Genomic DNA, 17,602 nt, shown 5'->3' with positions numbered 1-17,602 from the left:
TTATCTACGGAAGCAACATTCCCGAGCTTGTCAACGTATCGGATGTGGAGTAAGATGAGTTTGTATAAAACGACGGTCGACGGACTACCGTAAACCGAAAACAATTGATTCCAGAGGTGAATTGATCATGAAAAAATACAGCATTGCCAGCATCCCCGGAGACGGTGTCGGAAAAGAAGTTGTGCCGCAAGCGGAGCGTGTATTAAACGCCATCGCCGCAATACATGGAGGCATTGAATTCGATTTCACTTCTTTCCCTTGGAGCTGCGAGTATTATTTGGAACATGGAACAATGATGCCTGAAGATGGTTTAGAAACGTTAAAACACTTTGATGCATTGTTTTTAGGAGCGGTGGGAAATCAAAAACTCGTCCCTGACCATATTTCGCTATGGGGATTGCTCATTAAGATCCGCCGGGAATTTGAGCAGGTGATTAATGTGCGTCCGGCAAAATTGCTGCCGGGAATCACATCTCCTCTTGTGAATCCGAGGGACTTTGACCTATTAGTCGTTCGTGAAAACAGTGAAGGCGAGTACAGCTCTGTCGGCGGCAGAATGTTTCAGGGCGAAGACGAGATTGCCATTCAAAACGCGATCTTCTCACGCAAAGGAACGGAACGAGCGATGCGGTATGCATTTGATTTGGCATCAAATCGAAGGAAACATGTCACAAGCGCGACCAAATCGAACGGGATTTTTCACTCCATGCCTTTTTGGGATGACATTTTTAAAGAAGTCAGCCGGGATTATTCCGATATTCAGACCGATTCACAGCATATTGACGCGTTAGCCGCCTTTTTTGTCACTCACCCGGAACGCTTTGATGTCATAGTGGCATCGAATTTATTCGGAGATGTGTTAACTGATATCGGGGCAGCGATTATGGGGAGTGTCGGAATCGCTCCGGCAGCGAACATAAATGTGAACGGTAAATACCCGTCAATGTTTGAGCCTGTTCACGGGTCGGCGCCGGATATTGTCGGTAAAGGCATCGCTAACCCGATAGGCCAAATATGGACTGCGAAATTGATGCTCGACTCTTTCGGGGAAGAAGAACTGGGCAGCCGCCTTTTACAATCGATTGAAATAGTCACAAGCAATGGTTTCTTAACCCCTGATGTCGGAGGACATCATTCAACAGAGGACGTCACTTCCGCTATTATTTCTCAAATAAAAAAATAATGGTATGAGGAGAGAGAAAATGGATTCTTTTCGTGAGCGTTTTGAGAAACATGTGACCCATGATTCAATTGAGGTAAATGGCATCCGCCTTCATTACGTCTTTGCGGGAGAAGAGGATGCTCCCCCAGTCATTCTCCTCCACGGCTTTCCGCAGAGCTGGGTGACGTGGCGATATGTGATTCCGGCGCTTGCCGCTTCTCATAGAGTCATCGCTGTTGATCTGAGGGGATACGGCGATTCTGAAAAGCCAAGCGGCATAAACGGCTATGATAACAAAACGATGGCAAGCGATATACAAGGCCTGATGCGCCGCCTGCATATTCAAAAAGCGTTAATTGCCGGGCATGACAGAGGCGCAAGGGTGGCGCGGCGGCTCGCTTTAGATTCTCCGGAACTGGCGGCCGGCCTGGTGCTTATTGATATCATGCCGACTGAATACGTCTATGATTCTCTAACGGCGGCTGAAGCGGCACAAAAATACTGGCACTGGACGTTTCAGGTCGTTCCTCATCTGCCGGAAGAATTAATTAACGGAAAAGAAGAGGAATATTTGAGATTTTTATTAAGCAGAGGCGACGGGCTTTTTGACCTGCTGACATCAGACGGCGCCTGGGGCCGGTACTTAGCCGCCTGGAAGCAGCCCGGAGCTGTCCAGGCAGCGCTCAATGACTACAAAGCCTCTTACCAAATTGATTTGCCGAGATATCGATCAGAAAAGAAATTACAGAAAAAACTAAATGTCCCGACACTTTTGCTGTGGGGAGAAAAAGGGAACTTAGCCGGCCTTCCCGTGCTTGACACATGGAGAGAATCAATTCGCGAGGTCAGCGGGTATGAGGTGAAAGGCTGCGGCCATTATGTCCCCGAGGAAAAACCGACAGAAGCTGCCCGCAGAATGTTAGATTTTTCAAAAACAGTTTTTAAGAATTAACGTGTTTATCAGATAGGACGGCCCGCTCCGAAACAGGCAGATTCGCCTGTACAACCTGAAATCCGGCCTGATTGATTCATTTGTGCAGAGACAGAGAAGAATGCTTGCAGTTCCTTCGGTTCTTCAAGCAGCTTCTTTTCTCATCATGCCGTTTTCTCATCAGACAGGCCGGTTCCTTCACACCCGTCGGAAAAGTGAAATGGTTGTGAAAACAAACAATCGATTCAATCCGAAAGGCTGATCCATTTCCAGACCCGGATGATCGTGTCTCTTTCCTTTTCAATAACGTTATAAAATTATCGAATTTCTGATTCTCCGGCACGGTATGATCAATCAGAACCAGGCACCCTGCCTCCCGGTTTCAAGACACCCAGCGACGCAATTCTGCAGGGCACAAGATCAAAAGCAGTGTCGGAAAACGGCAGCTTTTCTGCGTCTCCTTTCATGAACTTAACGTTCGTACATCCGTTTCCGCGAATAAACTCGGCAGCCGTTGTTAACATTTCTTCCGTCAGGTCAAAAGCCGTAACGGAGCCCACGAAAGGAGCAAGAGCGTTAGCCGTATGTCCGTCCCCCGCCTGCGGCAATGTCCAATCGGCGTGAATCCTTCTTAATCAGCCCCCTGATATCATTTCTTCAGACTAATCGAAATAAACGGGTTCTTGAGGATGTTTGCGGTATGTAAACATTCTCTCAATTTGATTTTTCGTATTGCGGGCGGCCGATAATGGCGGCAGTTCCGTTTCAGCAAAAAAGGCGGCCGCACTTGTTTCAGTTCCCTGCTTAAGCTCTCCGCCGATGATCTCGCATTGGATAAACATTTTATAAACGTGTGCAGCAGACGGCGGATGGGGATGGCATTTCTTATCCATCACAGCTAACAACCTGATCGGCTTCACGTCAAGCCCGGCTTCTTCTTTTACTTCTTTGGCAGCGACCTCGCCCGGAGTTAACCCGATATCGGCCCAGCCGCCCGGCAATGCCCAGCTTCCGTCACTTTTTTCTTTGACCATTAATATGGTTTGATCTTTAAAAACCGCGGCTCTTATATCAACCTTCGGAGTAGCATATCCCGTATCACCGGCAAATACATCTTTGATTATCGTTTTATCGATTTCTGTATGATGTGCCATGATATCAATGCTTATCTTTCTTATTTCTTCAAATCTTTCTACATCATAAATATCCTTTGAATAGGCCAGTCCCGATTGCGCCATGGATTGAAGCTGCTTTGCCCACTCAAGCCATTTAGGTTCCATTTCAATCACCCGCCGATCTTTAAGTTTTCACGAATACAGAATATGTTGGCCGGTTCATTACATCCCAGTTTTTCTGCCAATGAGACTGAGGCCATGTTGTTTACATCACAATCCCATCCGGGAGCCATGTCACATGTGAGACAATGATTGATAAATGCCTTAGCTGTCATTCCGCCAGCCCCATCCCCCTCATCGTAATAGCCATTTCCGCGCGCTTATCTCCTGTAAAAATAGAAGTACACTCACAGGTTTGCCGTGATAGAAAGCGGAAAAGCCGAATCCATGAGAAAGAAAACGAAAAACCGAGCCCCACTATCCCTTTAATTGTTTTCTGTGTACGCCGAGACAAATCCTTTAAAAATGGCATGATGAATTAACAGGGTCTAAAAAAAGCCATTCATCAATGAATGGCTTTTTTTCAATAGATTTCAGTTTTTCTCTTTAATCACGAGCAGGACGCCCGCGAGAATGAGGATTGCCCCGATCCAGAATGTTCCTCCGACCGTTTCCCCCAGCAGAAGCCAGCCGAGTAAGGTTCCCGCTAACGGCTGAAAGAAGAAAAATAAACCTCCGCTTGCTGCGTTCAGCAATTGCAATCCACGGTTCCAGAGAATAAATGCGCAGGCGGTTGAGACCACACCCAGATATAAAAGTCCTCCCCAAATCTCAGGACGGGCAAGCTGTGACATGGGAATTTCCTGAAGCGGTCCCGCTGTAAACGGGGTCAGGATGACTGCTGCAACTAAAATGGAATACGTTGTCACGACAAGCGGCGAGTAATGATCAGGAACGCGTTTAATCAGCACGGACATCAGAGCCCATGTCAGCGCCGCAACCAAAAGCGATAAACCGCCGAGCTGACTCGACATATTGATTTGCCCGTTCCCCACGATGAGTAATACACCGATTGTCGCTAAGCCTACCGATATCCCTTTTTTCAGCGTTAACCGTTCTTTCAAAATGAGACGCGCAAAAACAACCATGAATGCGGGCGTGGACGCCGTAATGATTGCCCCCATTTGCGCCGTTGATAATTTCGTTCCGATTTCTTGCGTCACAATCGAAATCGTGTTGCCGATCAATCCGATCGCAACAATCAATAAGACATCACGTTTATGAATTTTCCAAGATTGGCGTGTAAATAAGCTGATAATCAAAAGCGACAGAAGCGCCACCGCATATCTCAGCCATACTAATTCCAGCGGCGGAATGACCGCTACAACAACTTTTACAACTACATACATACCGCCCCAGATACTGGCGGCCAATGCTAAATAAATAGAACCTAACAAAGTGTTTTTCAATTTGATGCACCCTCCGTTTGTCAAATTAGGTCACGTACGTGCCCTGACGGAGAGAAGCGCAGTCACTTTCCTCCATTAAGGGCGGAGAAGTGCTGCCGGTACATCATGTTCAAATAAGGGCGCTAAAAACATATTGTTTTTCACCTCAATTTCAATCTGATTTTTTCATTATACAAGGTTTGTTTCCAGCCGTAAATTGCCAAACCGTCAGTCCTGACTGCTTTTGACTTGGAGCTGGATTCTTGTGATTTGATTTTCAATTCCGTCCACCACCACTTCATCCAGCATATATTCCTCATATGCATAGTCACCCATTTGCAGTCCATTTTCTTCAATGAATTGAATGATTTTGGCGTAGGCGGCTTCTGCTTCGTCTCCTTTCTGATATCCGACGGCATACAGCCCTTTTGGCTTTACATGGTAGTGTATATTTTCTATTCCTTCTTGGATTTTCATATAAAAATGCGTGTAATTGTAGAATTCTTTGTTGAGAATCTGCTCCCGCGCAAATATTCCCCCGACCGGGTATCCCTCGTCTAATTCGTTTAATTGTACATAGCGGATAAGCTCGGAAATAGCCGCAATGTATTTTCGTTCCGGCAAGTTTAATACAGGGCGGCCTATCATTACTTTTTCTTCATCTAAATGCTGAAAAGAGACAGAGGAAAAGTCTGTTTCCAAGGCTTGTTCCGTCAGCTTCACTTTTGTCTGAATCATCGTCTGCAAGTGCTCGAGCTTTTTGATTTTGTTTTCGATTTCTAAAGATTTTTCTTTTAAGAGGGCTGTGATATCACCCGGGGTTTTGCCTTTAAGGAGCGGCTTTATGTTCTTTAACGGGACACCGACCTCTTTAAACAAACCGATTACTTGAAAAAGTTCAAATTGATTATAGGAATAGTACCTGTACCCATTCTCTTTTTTTAATTCAGGAGACAAAAGGCCGATCTCATCATAGTGAAACAGGGTCTGTTTTTTGACGTGGCACAGTTTCGCAAATTCACCTGTGGTGAAATATTTTCTGACGTCTTCGCTCATAATACCTCCTTGACTATACGGCAACCATATACTTTATGATGATCATTGTATCTGAGAGAAGGTTGAATCACAAATAACCTTAATGAAAAGGATAGGTGAAAACATGAATACAGCATCTGTTAAGATGACAAACACTCAGCCATTCCCATTATTTCTTTCGTATTTAATTCCTTCTTGTATCGGGATGTTTCTTATGGCGGTCAATATTTTAGTTGATGGGCTGTTTGTCAGCCATGGGGTGGGTCCTGAAGCTTTAGCTGCCGTTAACATTAGCGTTCCCGTCTATTCTGTGATATTTTCCATTTCACTCGGAATCGGCATTGGCGGAGCCGCCCTTTATTCTATCGCTCTTGGGGAGGGAAAGCCGCAAAAAGGACGGCATATCTTTACGCACTCTCTTGTACTGGCTCTAGTGATTATCGGCACGTTTGCTGCGGTTTCTTTTTTCCATGCTGAATGGATTGCAGAGGCACTTGGCGCTTCAGGCGGGATTTTACCGCTTGCTGCGGATTATTTGACCATCCTCTTGGGATTCTCGCTGTTTTATGTCATTGAAAATATGCTGAGCATTTTTATCCGCAATGACGGCAATCCCAATTTAGCGATGACCGGGCTTGTGATCACATCCGTTTTTAATATGATTTTAAACTATATTTTCATTTTTAAGATGGATATGGGCATCAAGGGGGCGGCATATGCCACTGCTTTTGCCACAATCATCGGTTTACTCGTCCTGCTGACACATTTTTTGCGGAAAAACAGCGTCTTACGGATCATTCGGTTCAAACCGGATTGGAAAACGATATACGCCATTCTGAAAACCGGTCTGCCGAGCTTTATCATTGAAGGCTCGACCGCGATAATGACAGTCTGCTGCAATTTATCATTTCTGCATTTTGCGGGCGCTGCCGGCATTACGGCATTTGCCATCATTAATAATCTGCATGCCGTGATTCTGGTCATATTCATTGCCATCGGTTCTGCGCTTCAGCCGATCGTCAGCTTCCACTATGGCATGCACATGAACGGCCGCTTACGGCGTTTTTTGCGTTTAGGGATTGGGACAGGTCTTGTTTTCGGCGTATTTTTTTGGGTGATGAGCCTCTTTTTCGGTGATGTGCTGATTCGTATTTTCGGCGATATGCCCAATGACGTCTCAGATTACACGCGAAAAGGGATGGCCCTTTACTTCATCGGCTATGTATTCCTGGGGATGAATATGGTTTATGCTGAATATTATCAGGCGATTAAAAAAATCAGGCTTTCATCTGTCATTATTTTAGCCAGATGTCTTATTCTCTTTATCCCATTGCTCTTTACCCTGCCCATGTTATTCGGAAGCATGGCCATCTGGCTGGCCTTTCCATTATCAGAAGGCCTGACGGCTCTGTTCATTATAGTCGGGCGTTTCAAATGGAAGGGTTTTTCACCCGTTACAGAAAAAGCAAGAGAGGAGAATCTATATGAATATTGAGATTAGAGCGGTCACGGAAGACCATAGTACCGATATACTGGCTCTGCATGTAAGCAAGAGCCAAACATCATATATAGAGACAACTGAGCAATGCTTAAAGGAGGCAAAGGAATGCCGATACTATCATCCTGCCGGCCTTTATCGTGACGGAGATTTGGTCGGCTTTGCCATGTACGGCTGGTTTCCTGAGTATGATGAAGAAAATGAATATGGCAGAGTGTGGCTTGACCGTTATTTCATCGATGAACGCTATCAAGGCCAAGGGCTGGGCAGCATCATGCTCAAAGCCCTTATCCGGCACCTTGCTGCGTTATATAAATGCAAACGGATTTACTTAAGCCTTTTTGAGGATAATCAGCATGCTTTGCGCCTTTATCAAAAATTCGGCTTTGAATACAATGGAGAACTGGATTGCAACGGAGAAAAGGTGATGGTAAAAGAGCTGTAAGCCGGGTGTTTCTTTTGTTATTTTCTGTATGGAAGAGAGAACTGTTCTTGTCTATGCCTAAAATTTGAGATAATATAAATATGTTGAACGACGGTCGACAGTCGATTTTTTAATCGGCGTTTTCTATTGGAACAGATCTTTCAGACAGCTAATGGAGGAGAAAATTGTGCTTATTATACTCGTTATGTTTCTTCTTGGGATTATCCTCGGTTTTATCGGAGCCGGAGGAGCTGGCTTTGTTATTGCCCTCTTAACGATGCTTTTTCATATACCGATTCATACGGCTTTGGGGACTTCCCTTGCCGGCATGGCATTTACCAGTTTATCGGGAGCATTCAGCCACTATCGAGAAGGCAATATTCAGATGAAGATCGGCATAATCGTCGGTTTCTTCGCGGCGTTCGGTTCATTTTTCGGGGCAAAACTCACTTCCCTTATCCCCGCCGATTTACTGCATTACATGACTGCGGGAATGCTGTTTTTATCAGCTCTTCTCATTTTAGTCAGGTTATTTGTATTAAAAGAAAAATTCGTAAATTCCGAGCGGCAAAGCAAGCTCCGCATGTGGGTGAAAGCCGTATTACTGGGAATCATCTCAGGTATCCTGTCGGGAACGTTCGGTATCGGTTCAGCTCCTTTCATTCAAATCGGTTTGATGATTCTTTTGAATTTATCCATCCGCCAATCGGTCGGTACCACCATGCTTGTCATTATTCCTCTCGCCATAGGCGGAGGGCTTGGTTATGTTACTGAAGGATTTGTAGATTATATCTTGCTGGTAAAAGTTTTGATCGGGACGATGTGCGGCGCATATGTCGGCGCAAAATTCACCAACCTGGTGCCGAAATTCATATTGAAGTCAGCCATCTTTCTGACACCGGCCATCGCCGGGCTGATGCTATTATTTTAATAACCTGATACGGGGGGCCGGCGCCCCTCGTATTTTTATTTGTTTTCAATCAGCCGTTTAAGCTTTGATTCTGTTTCGGTATTTTCTGCCGGGGTATAGACACTGCATCGTAAATCGCTGTTGCCCTGAACCTGTAATGAAGTCAGGTTAAATATCATTTTTCCGGCTTTTGCGTGGCGGAACTCAATTAAGACTTCCGGGGCTGAGCTGACCTCGCTCTCATTCCACAATGTATGAAATTCCGAATAAGTCTTCTCCATTTTTTCAATAAACTGTGAATACCATTTATCCGCTACATATTGACCGTAATAGGTTCTGAAAATGGCAATGAACCCTTTCACAAAGTGCTCCCAGTTCACAGCCAAACTTCGTAATTCTTTTCTGGAAAACAGCAGCTCAATAAGATTCCGCTTTTCAGGCGGAATTTGCTCAAAGTCTAAAAATACATGAGCCGCCGCCTGATTCCATCCCACAATATGACACCGTCTGTCCGAAATAATGGTTGGACAATAACGGAGTTCCTGCACCATTTTCGTAAGCGCCGGGCTGATAATGGTTTCTTCTTCGGGGGAGAAAGTCTGTTTTACGCCTTCGTCTAAAGCAAGCGCGTATAAATAATTTCTTTCATCTTTATTCAGCTGTAACGCATCTGAGACCGCATCTAATACCGCCGCAGACACTTTAATGTCTCTTCCTTGCTCCAGCCACGTATACCATGTCGTGCTCACGCCGGCTAACTGGGCGACCTCTTCTCTCCGAAGCCCCGGTGTTCTTCTCCGGGTGCCCATCGGCAATCCGGCCATCTGAGGAGAAATTTTAGACCGCTGCGTTTTCAAAAACTCTGAAAGGGCTTGAAGCCTCGCTTCTGGTATCATGTTACCTCTCCTTTCTTACCATAGTATTTATTATACTATGATAAACAACAACTTGTAATAGGATACTGACAAGGTAAAATAGAAACATATTGAAGGAGGAATGACCATGAAAAGAGTTGTCATAACCGGAATGGGCGTTATTTCACCTCTGGGCAATGATGTAGATACACTTTGGACTCATCTCATACAAGGGAAATCCGGAATATCTTTAATAGATTCGTTTGACGTATCCAGCTCCAAAACAAAAATAGCGGGAGTTGTCCGTGATTTTAACGCAGTAGAAAGATGGGGCAAAAAAGAAGCTAGACGGCTGGACCGTTTCAGTCAGTTTGCCTTAGCAGCGGCCGAACAGGCTTTAGAAAGCTCACACATTCAGCTGGATAAGATTGACCGTGAACGGCTCGGGGTGTATATCGGCTCCGGAATCGGCGGAATCACCACACTGATTGACAATGTTCATGTATTAAATGAACGGGGCCCCCGAAAAGTGAGCCCCAGCCTGGTGCCCATGATGATCTCGAATGCGGCTGCCGCCCAGATCAGCATCAGATTAGGCGCGCTCGGCCCTTCTCTCTCTCCCGTCACAGCATGCTCGATCGGGAACACATCCATTGGAGAAGCATTCAACGCGATCCGAAACGATGACGCAGATATTATGTTTGCCGGCGGTGCAGAAGCGGCGATCACGAACTTATCATTAGCAAGCTTCGGCAATGCCCAAGCGTTATCAGCGAGAAATGAAGATCCGGCATCCGCAAGCCGACCGTTTGATGCGGATCGTGATGGCTTTGTCATGAGTGAAGGCGCCGGCATCTTAGTACTGGAATCATTGGAGAGCGCAATCGGCAGAAATGCTCCTATATTGTGTGAAGTGCTCGGCTACGGAGCAAGCTCGGACGCTTATCATATGGTGGCCTCCCATCCGGAAGGAACAGGCGCATATGCAGCAATGAGAAACGCTTTGAAGAAAGCAAATGTGTCAGCGGATGAAGTTGATGTCATCAGCGCCCATGCAACAAGCACAAAAGCCGGAGATCTTTCTGAAACATTGGCCATCAAAAAACTATTCGGAGAGCTTGCCTATGACATTCCGGTTACAGCTAATAAATCAATGCTCGGCCACATGCTGGGTGCCGCCGGCGGGGTTGAAGCGATTGCTCTGGCAGAAAGCCTGAGACGCGGAATCATCCCTCCGACGATTAATGTGGAGAACCCTGACTCCATGTGTGATTTGGATTACGTAACGGATGGCCCTCGGCATAAGGCATTAACGCTCGGCCTCTCCAACTCATTCGGCTTTGGAGGCCACAATTCAGCCATATTATTAAAGAAATATGAATGACTGCATACGAAAAAGGAGTGAAATCATTTCACTCCTTTTTGGCGTTCTCCGTTTGTTTCGTTAATGTAAAAAAGGCGATAGAACCGAGAACGGACGTCGTAAACATGATAGCCCCCATCGGGACGGCTGTCGATTCATTCATGCCCACAAGCGGCGAAACGATGGAACCGAGTAGCAGCGGCAGCATGCCCAACAAGGCGCTTGCGCTTCCCGCGCGGTGTCCCTGCTTTTCCATTGCCAGCGTAAACGTGCTTGTCAGCGTCATTCCGATCGTAATCATGTAAGTAAAAATTGAAATCACCAGCGCTGCCAGCGGGCCGTGAATCATCGTCATGACAAGCAGGACGGCCGTTGCAAGCATAGCTGTAATGACCCCGATTCGAAGCAGGCTTTTCTCGTGGATGATCCCTCCGAAACGTCCTATAATGAAGCTTCCGGTAATAATGGCCAAACCGTTTATGCCGAATAAAATGCTAAACACCTGAGGCGATACGCCGTAAATATCCTGGTATACAAAAGGCGTTCCGGATACATAAGCAAAGCTTCCCCCGTGAATAAAACCGACCGTCAGCGCATAGCCGATAAATGACCGATCCTTCAGCAAGCCGCCCATTGTGCGTACAGAATTCCCGATTGAGCTTGGAATGCGCTTTTCCGGCGGCAACGTTTCCTTCAGCTTGACCGCAATGATCAGAACAAGCAAAAATCCAATGAAGGTTAAAAAGAGAAAAATCGTATGCCATGAGGCAAAGGGCAGCAGTAAAATCGCCCCGCCCGTCATTGGCGCCACCATCGGGGCAACGGCAGTGATAACCATTAACAGCGAGAAGAATTTGGAAAGCTCTCTTCCCGTAAATACATCCCTGACGATGGCACGGGACAGGACAAGCCCCGCCGACGCAGTGAACCCCTGAAGAAAACGTGCAATGACTAATGTCGTAATGTTCGGGGCAAGAGCACAAAACAATGAAAACAGGGCAAATAAAAAAATACATATTAATAACGGCTTTCTTCTCCCCTGTGCGTCACTGACAGGACCGACAATAATCTGGCCGATCGTAAGCCCGATCAGACAGGCCGTTAAACTGAGCTGGACAAGTGAAGCGCGGGCGCCTAAATCCTCGGCAATCTCCGGGAAACTCGGCAAGTACATATCTATATTAAGCGGTCCCAGTATGGCAAGCATGCCGAGAAGAAACGCCAGAGCAAGCCGCTCTTTCCCAGTCGGATTGTGCAGCATATCGTCCCCACCTTTCCTTTACAATCTCATAAATCAGCAAAACATTTGTATATTGTATCATAATTTTTTCTTTATTTTTTAATGTTTTCAAGCTGTTTTACCGGCAAAAAGATAAATGGAGGCGAGGAACACATGAAGAAGAATGGTTGCGGAGCAAAATGGGGTCATTGCAGCTTCACATTAAAAAACCGAGGGCCGTGACGGCCCTCGGTCATTTAACGCGCGGTCAGCGTTTTAACGCGATTGCTTTTCTTTAAACGCTTTTGAATACTGGTCAGCGGCAATAATCGCATCAGCAACGTCTTCAGCCGTAACGTTAAATCCGGCATGGATTGTTTCTTCTTCTATCGTTGCAGCCTCGGCCACTTTCATAATGTCCTCTTTGGAGGCGTCTTTTAATTTTATATCCTCAAGTGTTACAGGCAGTCCCAAGCTGATATAAAACTCAATGTAACGTTCAATTTCCTCTAATGAACGTTTTTCTAAAGCCAATTGAACGAGCGTTCCGAACGCTACTTTTTCTCCGTGAGTCAGGTGGTGAATCTCCCCTTCAAGCGCGGTGAAACCGTTATGGATGGCATGTGCCGCAGCCAAGCCGCCGCTTTCAAAGCCTAAACCGCTCAGAAGCGTATTGGCTTCAACCACCGCTTCCAATGCAGGAGTGACGACTTTCGCTTTCACGGATTCATAGGCGAGATGGCTATATTTGAATAGCACTTCCTCACATTTTTCCGCAATGGCTGCTCCGGCTATCGTAGGGATTCCCCCTGCCATTGTTTTACCGCCATTCTCAATGACACTGCGCGCCTCTATCCAAGTGGCCATCGCATCAGCAATGCCTGACGATAAGAAACGAGGCGGAGCTTCTGCGACAATTTTCGTATCGACCAAAACCAAGTCAGGATTTTTGTTGTAAAACCGATAGTTTTCAAAGGTGCCTGTCTCAGAATAAACAACAGAAAGCCCGCTTGTCGGTGCATCAGTCGAAGCTGCCGTCGGAACAATGACGGTGTAGCCGTTTATTTCATCCGACACGGCTTTGGCCGTATCAAGCGTTTTACCGCCTCCGACTCCGATGACAATTGATGCGCCTGCATTGTTGGCAATGCCGGCAATTCTTTTGATTTCTTCCCGAGAGGCTTCTCCGTTAAAAACAACCTCCTCTGAGGAAATATTCTTTTTCTTTAATTCATCTGAGACTTTGTGCCCCGCGATATCCCAAACGATTTTGTCTGCGATAACGACAGCTTGTTCACCAATGCCTTGCAGATGCTCACCAATCTTTTCGATTGCGTTTTTCCCTTGTACATACTTTGATGGACTGATAAAGATTCTTTCCAACATAATCATCCTTTCTTTGTTGTATTACATAAAATGTCTCTGGTGATAGATAGAAAAAATTTTCTTCTAATATCGTTCCTTATTCCTGCGCAAATCAAACATAGTTGCTATCTCTTCCGAGGCGGAGAAACAAATTTAGAATGATAAAGAAGAAACGGCCATCCAAAACGATTAAAAATATAACATACCTTTTAATTGATACACAAAGAATGTGCTTAAAAAACTTAAATTACTTTATTAAAATTAAAAAACAGGCGTGACATCTGTATTTCCCATAAGCAGAAAAACGATTTTTACAGCATTGACAAGAAGTGCAGGTGTCTATATAATCTTCGATATTGAACATTCTTTACAGAGTGAACTAACAAGCTTGAACATTCATTCGTCTTAGAAATTATTTAGTTTTCACTAGATAATTTTTGAGGCGTTTTTATTTTGCTATATACATCCTGGCTGCGGAGGAGGTTTGCACATGAAGACAATTTGTAAAGATATCCTGCTGATTATAATCGGAGCCTTTCTTATTGCTGCATCTGTTGAATTTTTTGTGATCCCAAATCAATTAGGTGACGGCAGTACCGTGGGGATCGCTCTCGTTTTATATTATTTATTTCATATTCCTGCAAGTATCACCACTCTGGTCGTTAATCTTATTTTTATCGGATTGGCTTATAAATTTTTAGCGAAAAAAACAATTTTATACACGATACTGGGCACAGGCATGACCTCTGTTTTTCTCAGCATCGTAAGCTTTATTCCGTTTGGCGTTCACGACATGGTGCTCGGTATTGTGTTCGGAGCATTATTAATGGGGACGGGGCTGGCTTTGATTTTCATTGCTGACGGTTCTACCGGCGGGACGACTCTTTTAGCGTATTTATTAAATTATACGAAAGGCTATAACATCTCAAAAAGCATGTTTTATATGGACTGTGTCATTATATTCGCTTCGGTTTTCGCCATCGGTATCAATAACACGCTGTATACGTTTATATTCGTATATTTGTGCGCTAAAATCGTTGATATCGTCATTGAGGGCTTCCACAATAAAAAAGCCCTGACCATCATGTCTGATAAATACGAGGAAATTGCCAAGGCTATCACCAGCGAATACGGAAACGCGGCCACTATTTTTTATGGATACGGATATTATGACAGTAAAGACAAGCGCATTATCTATGTTGTCATTAAAAAGAATGAGCTGTTAAAAATCAAAAATCACATCCAAAAGATAGATCCTAAATCATTTATTGTCATTCATGAGGTAAAAGAAGCAGTCGGAGGAAAGTTCGGCTTTACGGAGCTGCCGTCGGCTGTGAATGAGAAATAACGCCTGCAGAGATGCTTTTTTATATTCGGCCCTCACCAGTCAAAGGTTTTTACATCTTTTCGATCGAAGTAATAGATGAAAACCTTTTTTGATGGGAGAACATAACATGAATATCAAAACCGACAGGCTCGTGATCCGGACATTTGAACCGGAAGATTGGCAAGATGTCTATCAGTACACGTCAAATCTGAATGTCATGAAGTATATACCGGAGGGTGTCTTTACCCAAGAAGATGCCAAGAAATTCGTTACTGAAAACAGCGGTGACCATGCCGAGAAGTTTCCGGTTGTATTAAAGGATGAAAAAACGGTCATCGGCCACATTGCTTTTTTTAAGTATTTTGGTGATCATACGTATGAAATCGGATGGGTGTTTCACCCGGAATATCAGGGCAAAGGATATGCTTCCGAAGCTGCACGCGCCGTGCTGGCATTCGGGTTTACAAAGATGAAATTACACCGGATCGTTGCGACATGCCAGCCGGAAAACATTGCTTCCTACAGGGTGATGGAAAAGATCGGAATGAGACGGGAAGGCTTTTTCAAAAAATGTATCCCCCATGATAATGAATGGTGGGATGAATATTATTATGCCGTTTTAGAAGAAGAGTGGGAAGCCCCGAGTTTGGAATAAAAAGGCTTTTACCTTTTGCTTTACGGGTAAGTGTGTGCTACACTGATTTTATTAATATGAGAAGGGATGATGGGTGGACGATGATTAACTAATCTTATTTTTAACGTTTGAAATCGCATATTTCAAATCAGAAAAAATAGGATTAGTCTGCCCATTTTCTATAAATGACATAGCTATTGAAAAATAGCTTATTTGATGATGTACAGGTACGGCTAATCCTTCCAAATCAATTGGGAGGATTTTTTTAATTCTCCCTTAAAGCGAGGGAATGATCTTATGAAAGAATTATTAAAATTAATCGGCATCAGCTATGAAGCAGGGAGCTTTTGCATGTTTGAAGATATTAATGCCAGTGTTCAGAAAGGGGACATCATCGGTGTCATCGGCAAAAACGGCGCCGGTAAATCTACATTGCTGCAATTGATTAACAATGATGCAGCTCCCACAAAAGGATATATCCAATGGATTCAGCAAGGCCAGAATGTTTTTATGGTGGAACAAGAAACCGAGTCGCACTCTTCCGGGGATCAGGGGCCTTCAGAAGTGAAATTATTAGAAAAATGGAATGTGCCGGCTCATGACTTTACACAGTTAAGCGGCGGAGAAAAGCTGAAAGCACGGCTTGCGAAAGGTTTCTCAACAGCTGCTGATCTTTTGTTATTAGATGAGCCGACAAACCATCTCGATAAACAAAGTTTAGAAATCCTTAAAAACCAAATGCAGAACTATAAAGGCACCATTATTTTCGTTTCGCACGACCGCGCTTTTTTAGATGCCGTGACGACAAAAATATGGTCGATTGAAGGAAAAAAGCTGATTGAACATAAAGGCAATTACTCCGGTTATATGGAGATTCGCAAACAGAAAAGGCTGACTCAGCAGCGGGAATATGAAAATCAGCAGAACATGGTCAAGCGGATCGAAGCCCAAATGAATGAGCTGACTTCCTGGTCGAAAAAAGCCCACGCTCAATCGACGAAACAGGAAGGCTTTAAAGAATACCATCGGGTAAAAGCAAAACGTACGGATGCCCAGATCAAGTCAAAACAGAAACGCCTTGAAAAAGAGCTGGAAAAAGCGAAAGCTGAACCGGTTGAGGCGGAATATGATGTGCGCTTTTCCATTGAAACGAATCATAAGGCGGGAAAGCGGTTTTTAGAAGTGAAAAATCTAAAAAAATCGTTTGGCGGACGAACGCTATTTCAAAATGTCAATTTCACCATCCAGCACGGTGAGAAGATTGCCATAACAGGTCCGAACGGCAGCGGAAAGACGACATTATTGAAAGTCATCCTCGGACAGGAAACAGCTGAAGGCGATATATGGGTGTCACCCTCTGCAAACATCGGCTATCTAACGCAGGAAGTATTCGACTTGCCGCTCGAACAGACGCCGGAGCAGCTGTTTTATAAAGAAACATACGCGGCGAGAGGAAAAGTTCAAACGATCATGAAGCATCTGGGATTCACGGCATCGCAATGGACAGAACCCATCGAGAAGATGAGTATGGGCGAACGTGTAAAGTGTAAGCTGATGGCCTATATTCTGGAGGAAAAAGATGTGCTTATATTAGATGAGCCGACAAACCACCTTGACCTGCCTTCACGCGAGCAGCTCGAAGACACATTGGCACAATATAGCGGAACCCTGCTCATCGTTTCACACGACCGATACTTTCTCGAAAAAACAACGGACAATCAGCTCGTCATGTCAAACAGCAGCGTCCAAAGGCAATGGAAAGAAACCTCTTCAAAAAGAGATGATCAGGATGAATTGCGTTTAAAGCTGGAAACAGAGAGACAGGAAGTGCTGGGAAAGCTTAGTTTCATGACCCCGAATGATAAAGCGTACCCAGAACTCGATAAGAAGTTTAAAGAGCTGACGGAACAAATAAAAAAACTAAATCGGCTGTAAAGCGGGCCGTTTTGAATTTTTATTTACGATCAAAACAGAAAATAATAAATACCAAAGGCCCTTAAACCCTTGGTATCATTGTTGCAATCCGCCTCGCGGGTGATTCATCCGCGAGGCTTTTTACAAAGGCTGATATGATGAAGCTATTTCAAAAGCCCTTCTTCTTTCAAAAATGCTGCAGCTGTTGCTTCTGCACTTTTCCCCTTTACGTTCACGTCATAATTCATTTCCCGCATCTTTTGATCTGTTATTTTTCCCGCAAGTTTATTTAACGCGCCCTCCAGCTCAGGGTATTTTTCCAATGTTTCTTTTCTTACCAACGGAGCGCCTTGGTATGGCGGGAATACGTGCTTGTCATCTTTCAGTACAGACAATTTATATT

General features: G+C 44.7%; 18 protein-coding genes. 9 read left to right on the top strand and 9 right to left on the bottom strand.

The window, feature by feature from the left end:
- The first annotated feature begins 127 nt into the window (after window positions 1-127).
- Complete coding sequence (locus tag KY305_RS19330) at window positions 128-1,183, top strand: tartrate dehydrogenase (RefSeq protein ID WP_223063871.1); 1,056 nt, start codon at window positions 128-130, stop codon at window positions 1,181-1,183.
- A 19-nt stretch (window positions 1,184-1,202) separates the two neighbouring features.
- The gene (locus KY305_RS19325) at window positions 1,203-2,114 is read left to right on the top strand and encodes an alpha/beta fold hydrolase (protein ID WP_223063870.1); all 912 of its coding nucleotides are present in this window, start codon (window positions 1,203-1,205) and stop codon (window positions 2,112-2,114) included.
- Window positions 2,115-2,443: 329 nt separating this feature from the next.
- On the opposite strand, the gene KY305_RS19320 is transcribed toward KY305_RS19325, so the two are convergent.
- The 5 genes from KY305_RS19320 to KY305_RS19300 all read right to left on the bottom strand — a co-directional run bounded on the left by KY305_RS19320 (window position 2,444) and on the right by KY305_RS19300 (window position 5,712).
- Window positions 2,444-2,701 (bottom strand): class I SAM-dependent methyltransferase, encoded by a 258-nt coding sequence (locus KY305_RS19320; RefSeq protein WP_262417886.1) that lies wholly within the window; start codon window positions 2,699-2,701, stop codon window positions 2,444-2,446.
- A gap of 54 nt (window positions 2,702-2,755) precedes the next feature.
- On the bottom strand, window positions 2,756-3,373 hold the full coding sequence (locus KY305_RS19315) for an NUDIX hydrolase (RefSeq protein WP_223063869.1): 618 nt from the start codon (window positions 3,371-3,373) through the stop codon (window positions 2,756-2,758).
- Window positions 3,374-3,378: 5 nt separating this feature from the next.
- Window positions 3,379-3,543, bottom strand: coding sequence for a GNAT family N-acetyltransferase (locus KY305_RS20435; protein WP_223063868.1), 165 nt, complete (start codon window positions 3,541-3,543; stop codon window positions 3,379-3,381).
- A gap of 258 nt (window positions 3,544-3,801) precedes the next feature.
- Window positions 3,802-4,677, bottom strand: a complete 876-nt coding sequence (locus KY305_RS19305) for a DMT family transporter (protein WP_223063867.1) — start codon at window positions 4,675-4,677, stop codon at window positions 3,802-3,804.
- Between the two features lie 207 nt (window positions 4,678-4,884).
- Window positions 4,885-5,712, bottom strand: a complete 828-nt coding sequence (locus tag KY305_RS19300; RefSeq protein ID WP_223063866.1) for a MerR family transcriptional regulator — start codon at window positions 5,710-5,712, stop codon at window positions 4,885-4,887.
- A 103-nt stretch (window positions 5,713-5,815) separates the two neighbouring features.
- On the opposite strand from KY305_RS19300, the gene KY305_RS19295 reads away from it, so the two are divergent.
- The 3 genes from KY305_RS19295 (at window position 5,816) to KY305_RS19285 (ending at window position 8,544) form a co-directional block, all read left to right on the top strand.
- Window positions 5,816-7,186: an MATE family efflux transporter gene (locus tag KY305_RS19295; RefSeq protein ID WP_223063865.1), complete on the top strand. Its 1,371-nt coding sequence runs from the start codon at window positions 5,816-5,818 to the stop codon at window positions 7,184-7,186.
- Window positions 7,176-7,634, top strand: a complete 459-nt coding sequence (gene bltD / locus KY305_RS19290) for a spermine/spermidine acetyltransferase (protein WP_223063864.1) — start codon at window positions 7,176-7,178, stop codon at window positions 7,632-7,634. The genes KY305_RS19295 and bltD overlap by 11 nt, the downstream gene beginning before the upstream one ends.
- A gap of 166 nt (window positions 7,635-7,800) precedes the next feature.
- The gene (locus KY305_RS19285; RefSeq protein ID WP_223063863.1) at window positions 7,801-8,544 is read left to right on the top strand and encodes a sulfite exporter TauE/SafE family protein; all 744 of its coding nucleotides are present in this window, start codon (window positions 7,801-7,803) and stop codon (window positions 8,542-8,544) included.
- Window positions 8,545-8,579: 35 nt separating this feature from the next.
- Here the strand turns inward: KY305_RS19285 and KY305_RS19280 are convergent, their stop codons facing one another.
- Window positions 8,580-9,419, bottom strand: coding sequence for a helix-turn-helix transcriptional regulator (locus KY305_RS19280; RefSeq protein WP_223063862.1), 840 nt, complete (start codon window positions 9,417-9,419; stop codon window positions 8,580-8,582).
- A 106-nt stretch (window positions 9,420-9,525) separates the two neighbouring features.
- Here KY305_RS19280 and fabF point away from each other — a divergent pair, with 106 nt between their 5' ends.
- Window positions 9,526-10,761 carry a beta-ketoacyl-ACP synthase II gene (fabF, locus tag KY305_RS19275; RefSeq protein ID WP_223063861.1) on the top strand — a complete coding sequence of 412 codons (1,236 nt, stop codon included), beginning with the start codon at window positions 9,526-9,528 and terminating at the stop codon, window positions 10,759-10,761.
- A gap of 28 nt (window positions 10,762-10,789) precedes the next feature.
- Here fabF and KY305_RS19270 read toward each other — a convergent pair whose 3' ends face one another.
- Complete coding sequence (locus tag KY305_RS19270; protein WP_223063860.1) at window positions 10,790-12,001, bottom strand: Bcr/CflA family efflux MFS transporter; 1,212 nt, start codon at window positions 11,999-12,001, stop codon at window positions 10,790-10,792.
- Window positions 12,002-12,235: 234 nt separating this feature from the next.
- Window positions 12,236-13,345 (bottom strand): glycerol dehydrogenase, encoded by a 1,110-nt coding sequence (locus KY305_RS19265; RefSeq protein ID WP_223063859.1) that lies wholly within the window; start codon window positions 13,343-13,345, stop codon window positions 12,236-12,238.
- Between the two features lie 469 nt (window positions 13,346-13,814).
- Here KY305_RS19265 and KY305_RS19260 point away from each other — a divergent pair, with 469 nt between their 5' ends.
- The 3 genes from KY305_RS19260 (at window position 13,815) to abc-f (ending at window position 17,220) form a co-directional block, all read left to right on the top strand.
- Entirely contained in the window at window positions 13,815-14,672 is an 858-nt protein-coding gene (locus KY305_RS19260) for a YitT family protein (RefSeq protein ID WP_223063858.1), read from the top strand.
- 106 nt (window positions 14,673-14,778) lie between these two features.
- Window positions 14,779-15,306 (top strand): GNAT family N-acetyltransferase, encoded by a 528-nt coding sequence (locus KY305_RS19255; protein ID WP_223063857.1) that lies wholly within the window; start codon window positions 14,779-14,781, stop codon window positions 15,304-15,306.
- A 276-nt stretch (window positions 15,307-15,582) separates the two neighbouring features.
- On the top strand, window positions 15,583-17,220 hold the full coding sequence (gene abc-f / locus KY305_RS19250; RefSeq protein ID WP_223063856.1) for a ribosomal protection-like ABC-F family protein: 1,638 nt from the start codon (window positions 15,583-15,585) through the stop codon (window positions 17,218-17,220).
- 143 nt (window positions 17,221-17,363) lie between these two features.
- Here the strand turns inward: abc-f and KY305_RS19245 are convergent.
- Window positions 17,364-17,602, bottom strand: a 239-nt coding sequence (locus tag KY305_RS19245) for a glycine betaine ABC transporter substrate-binding protein (protein WP_316252462.1), incomplete at its 5' end; no start/stop codon positions are given.

Origin of the sequence: Bacillus sp. YC2 (assembly GCF_019891195.1) — a bacterium.
Lineage (GTDB): Bacteria > Bacillota > Bacilli > Bacillales > Bacillaceae > Bacillus.
The sequence above is the reverse complement of the archived record's forward strand: the minus strand, read 5'-3'. Positions and strand labels throughout refer to the sequence as shown.

Excerpts from the sequence above, each read along its gene's own strand:
- KY305_RS19330 (WP_223063871.1), top strand. The coding sequence starts at position 128 with ATGAAAAAATACAGCATTGCCAGCATCCCCGGAGACGGTGTCGGAAAA.
- KY305_RS19325 (WP_223063870.1), top strand. The coding sequence starts at position 1,203 with ATGGATTCTTTTCGTGAGCGTTTTGAGAAACATGTGACCCATGATTCA.
- KY305_RS19315 (WP_223063869.1), bottom strand. The coding sequence starts at position 3,373 with ATGGAACCTAAATGGCTTGAGTGGGCAAAGCAGCTTCAATCCATGGCG.
- KY305_RS20435 (WP_223063868.1), bottom strand. The coding sequence starts at position 3,543 with ATGACAGCTAAGGCATTTATCAATCATTGTCTCACATGTGACATGGCT.
- KY305_RS19300 (WP_223063866.1), bottom strand. The coding sequence starts at position 5,712 with ATGAGCGAAGACGTCAGAAAATATTTCACCACAGGTGAATTTGCGAAA.
- KY305_RS19295 (WP_223063865.1), top strand. The coding sequence starts at position 5,816 with ATGAATACAGCATCTGTTAAGATGACAAACACTCAGCCATTCCCATTA.
- bltD (WP_223063864.1), top strand. The coding sequence starts at position 7,176 with ATGAATATTGAGATTAGAGCGGTCACGGAAGACCATAGTACCGATATA.
- KY305_RS19280 (WP_223063862.1), bottom strand. The coding sequence starts at position 9,419 with ATGATACCAGAAGCGAGGCTTCAAGCCCTTTCAGAGTTTTTGAAAACG.
- fabF (WP_223063861.1), top strand. The coding sequence starts at position 9,526 with ATGAAAAGAGTTGTCATAACCGGAATGGGCGTTATTTCACCTCTGGGC.
- KY305_RS19270 (WP_223063860.1), bottom strand. The coding sequence starts at position 12,001 with ATGCTGCACAATCCGACTGGGAAAGAGCGGCTTGCTCTGGCGTTTCTT.
- KY305_RS19265 (WP_223063859.1), bottom strand. The coding sequence starts at position 13,345 with ATGTTGGAAAGAATCTTTATCAGTCCATCAAAGTATGTACAAGGGAAA.
- KY305_RS19260 (WP_223063858.1), top strand. The coding sequence starts at position 13,815 with ATGAAGACAATTTGTAAAGATATCCTGCTGATTATAATCGGAGCCTTT.
- KY305_RS19255 (WP_223063857.1), top strand. The coding sequence starts at position 14,779 with ATGAATATCAAAACCGACAGGCTCGTGATCCGGACATTTGAACCGGAA.
- abc-f (WP_223063856.1), top strand. The coding sequence starts at position 15,583 with ATGAAAGAATTATTAAAATTAATCGGCATCAGCTATGAAGCAGGGAGC.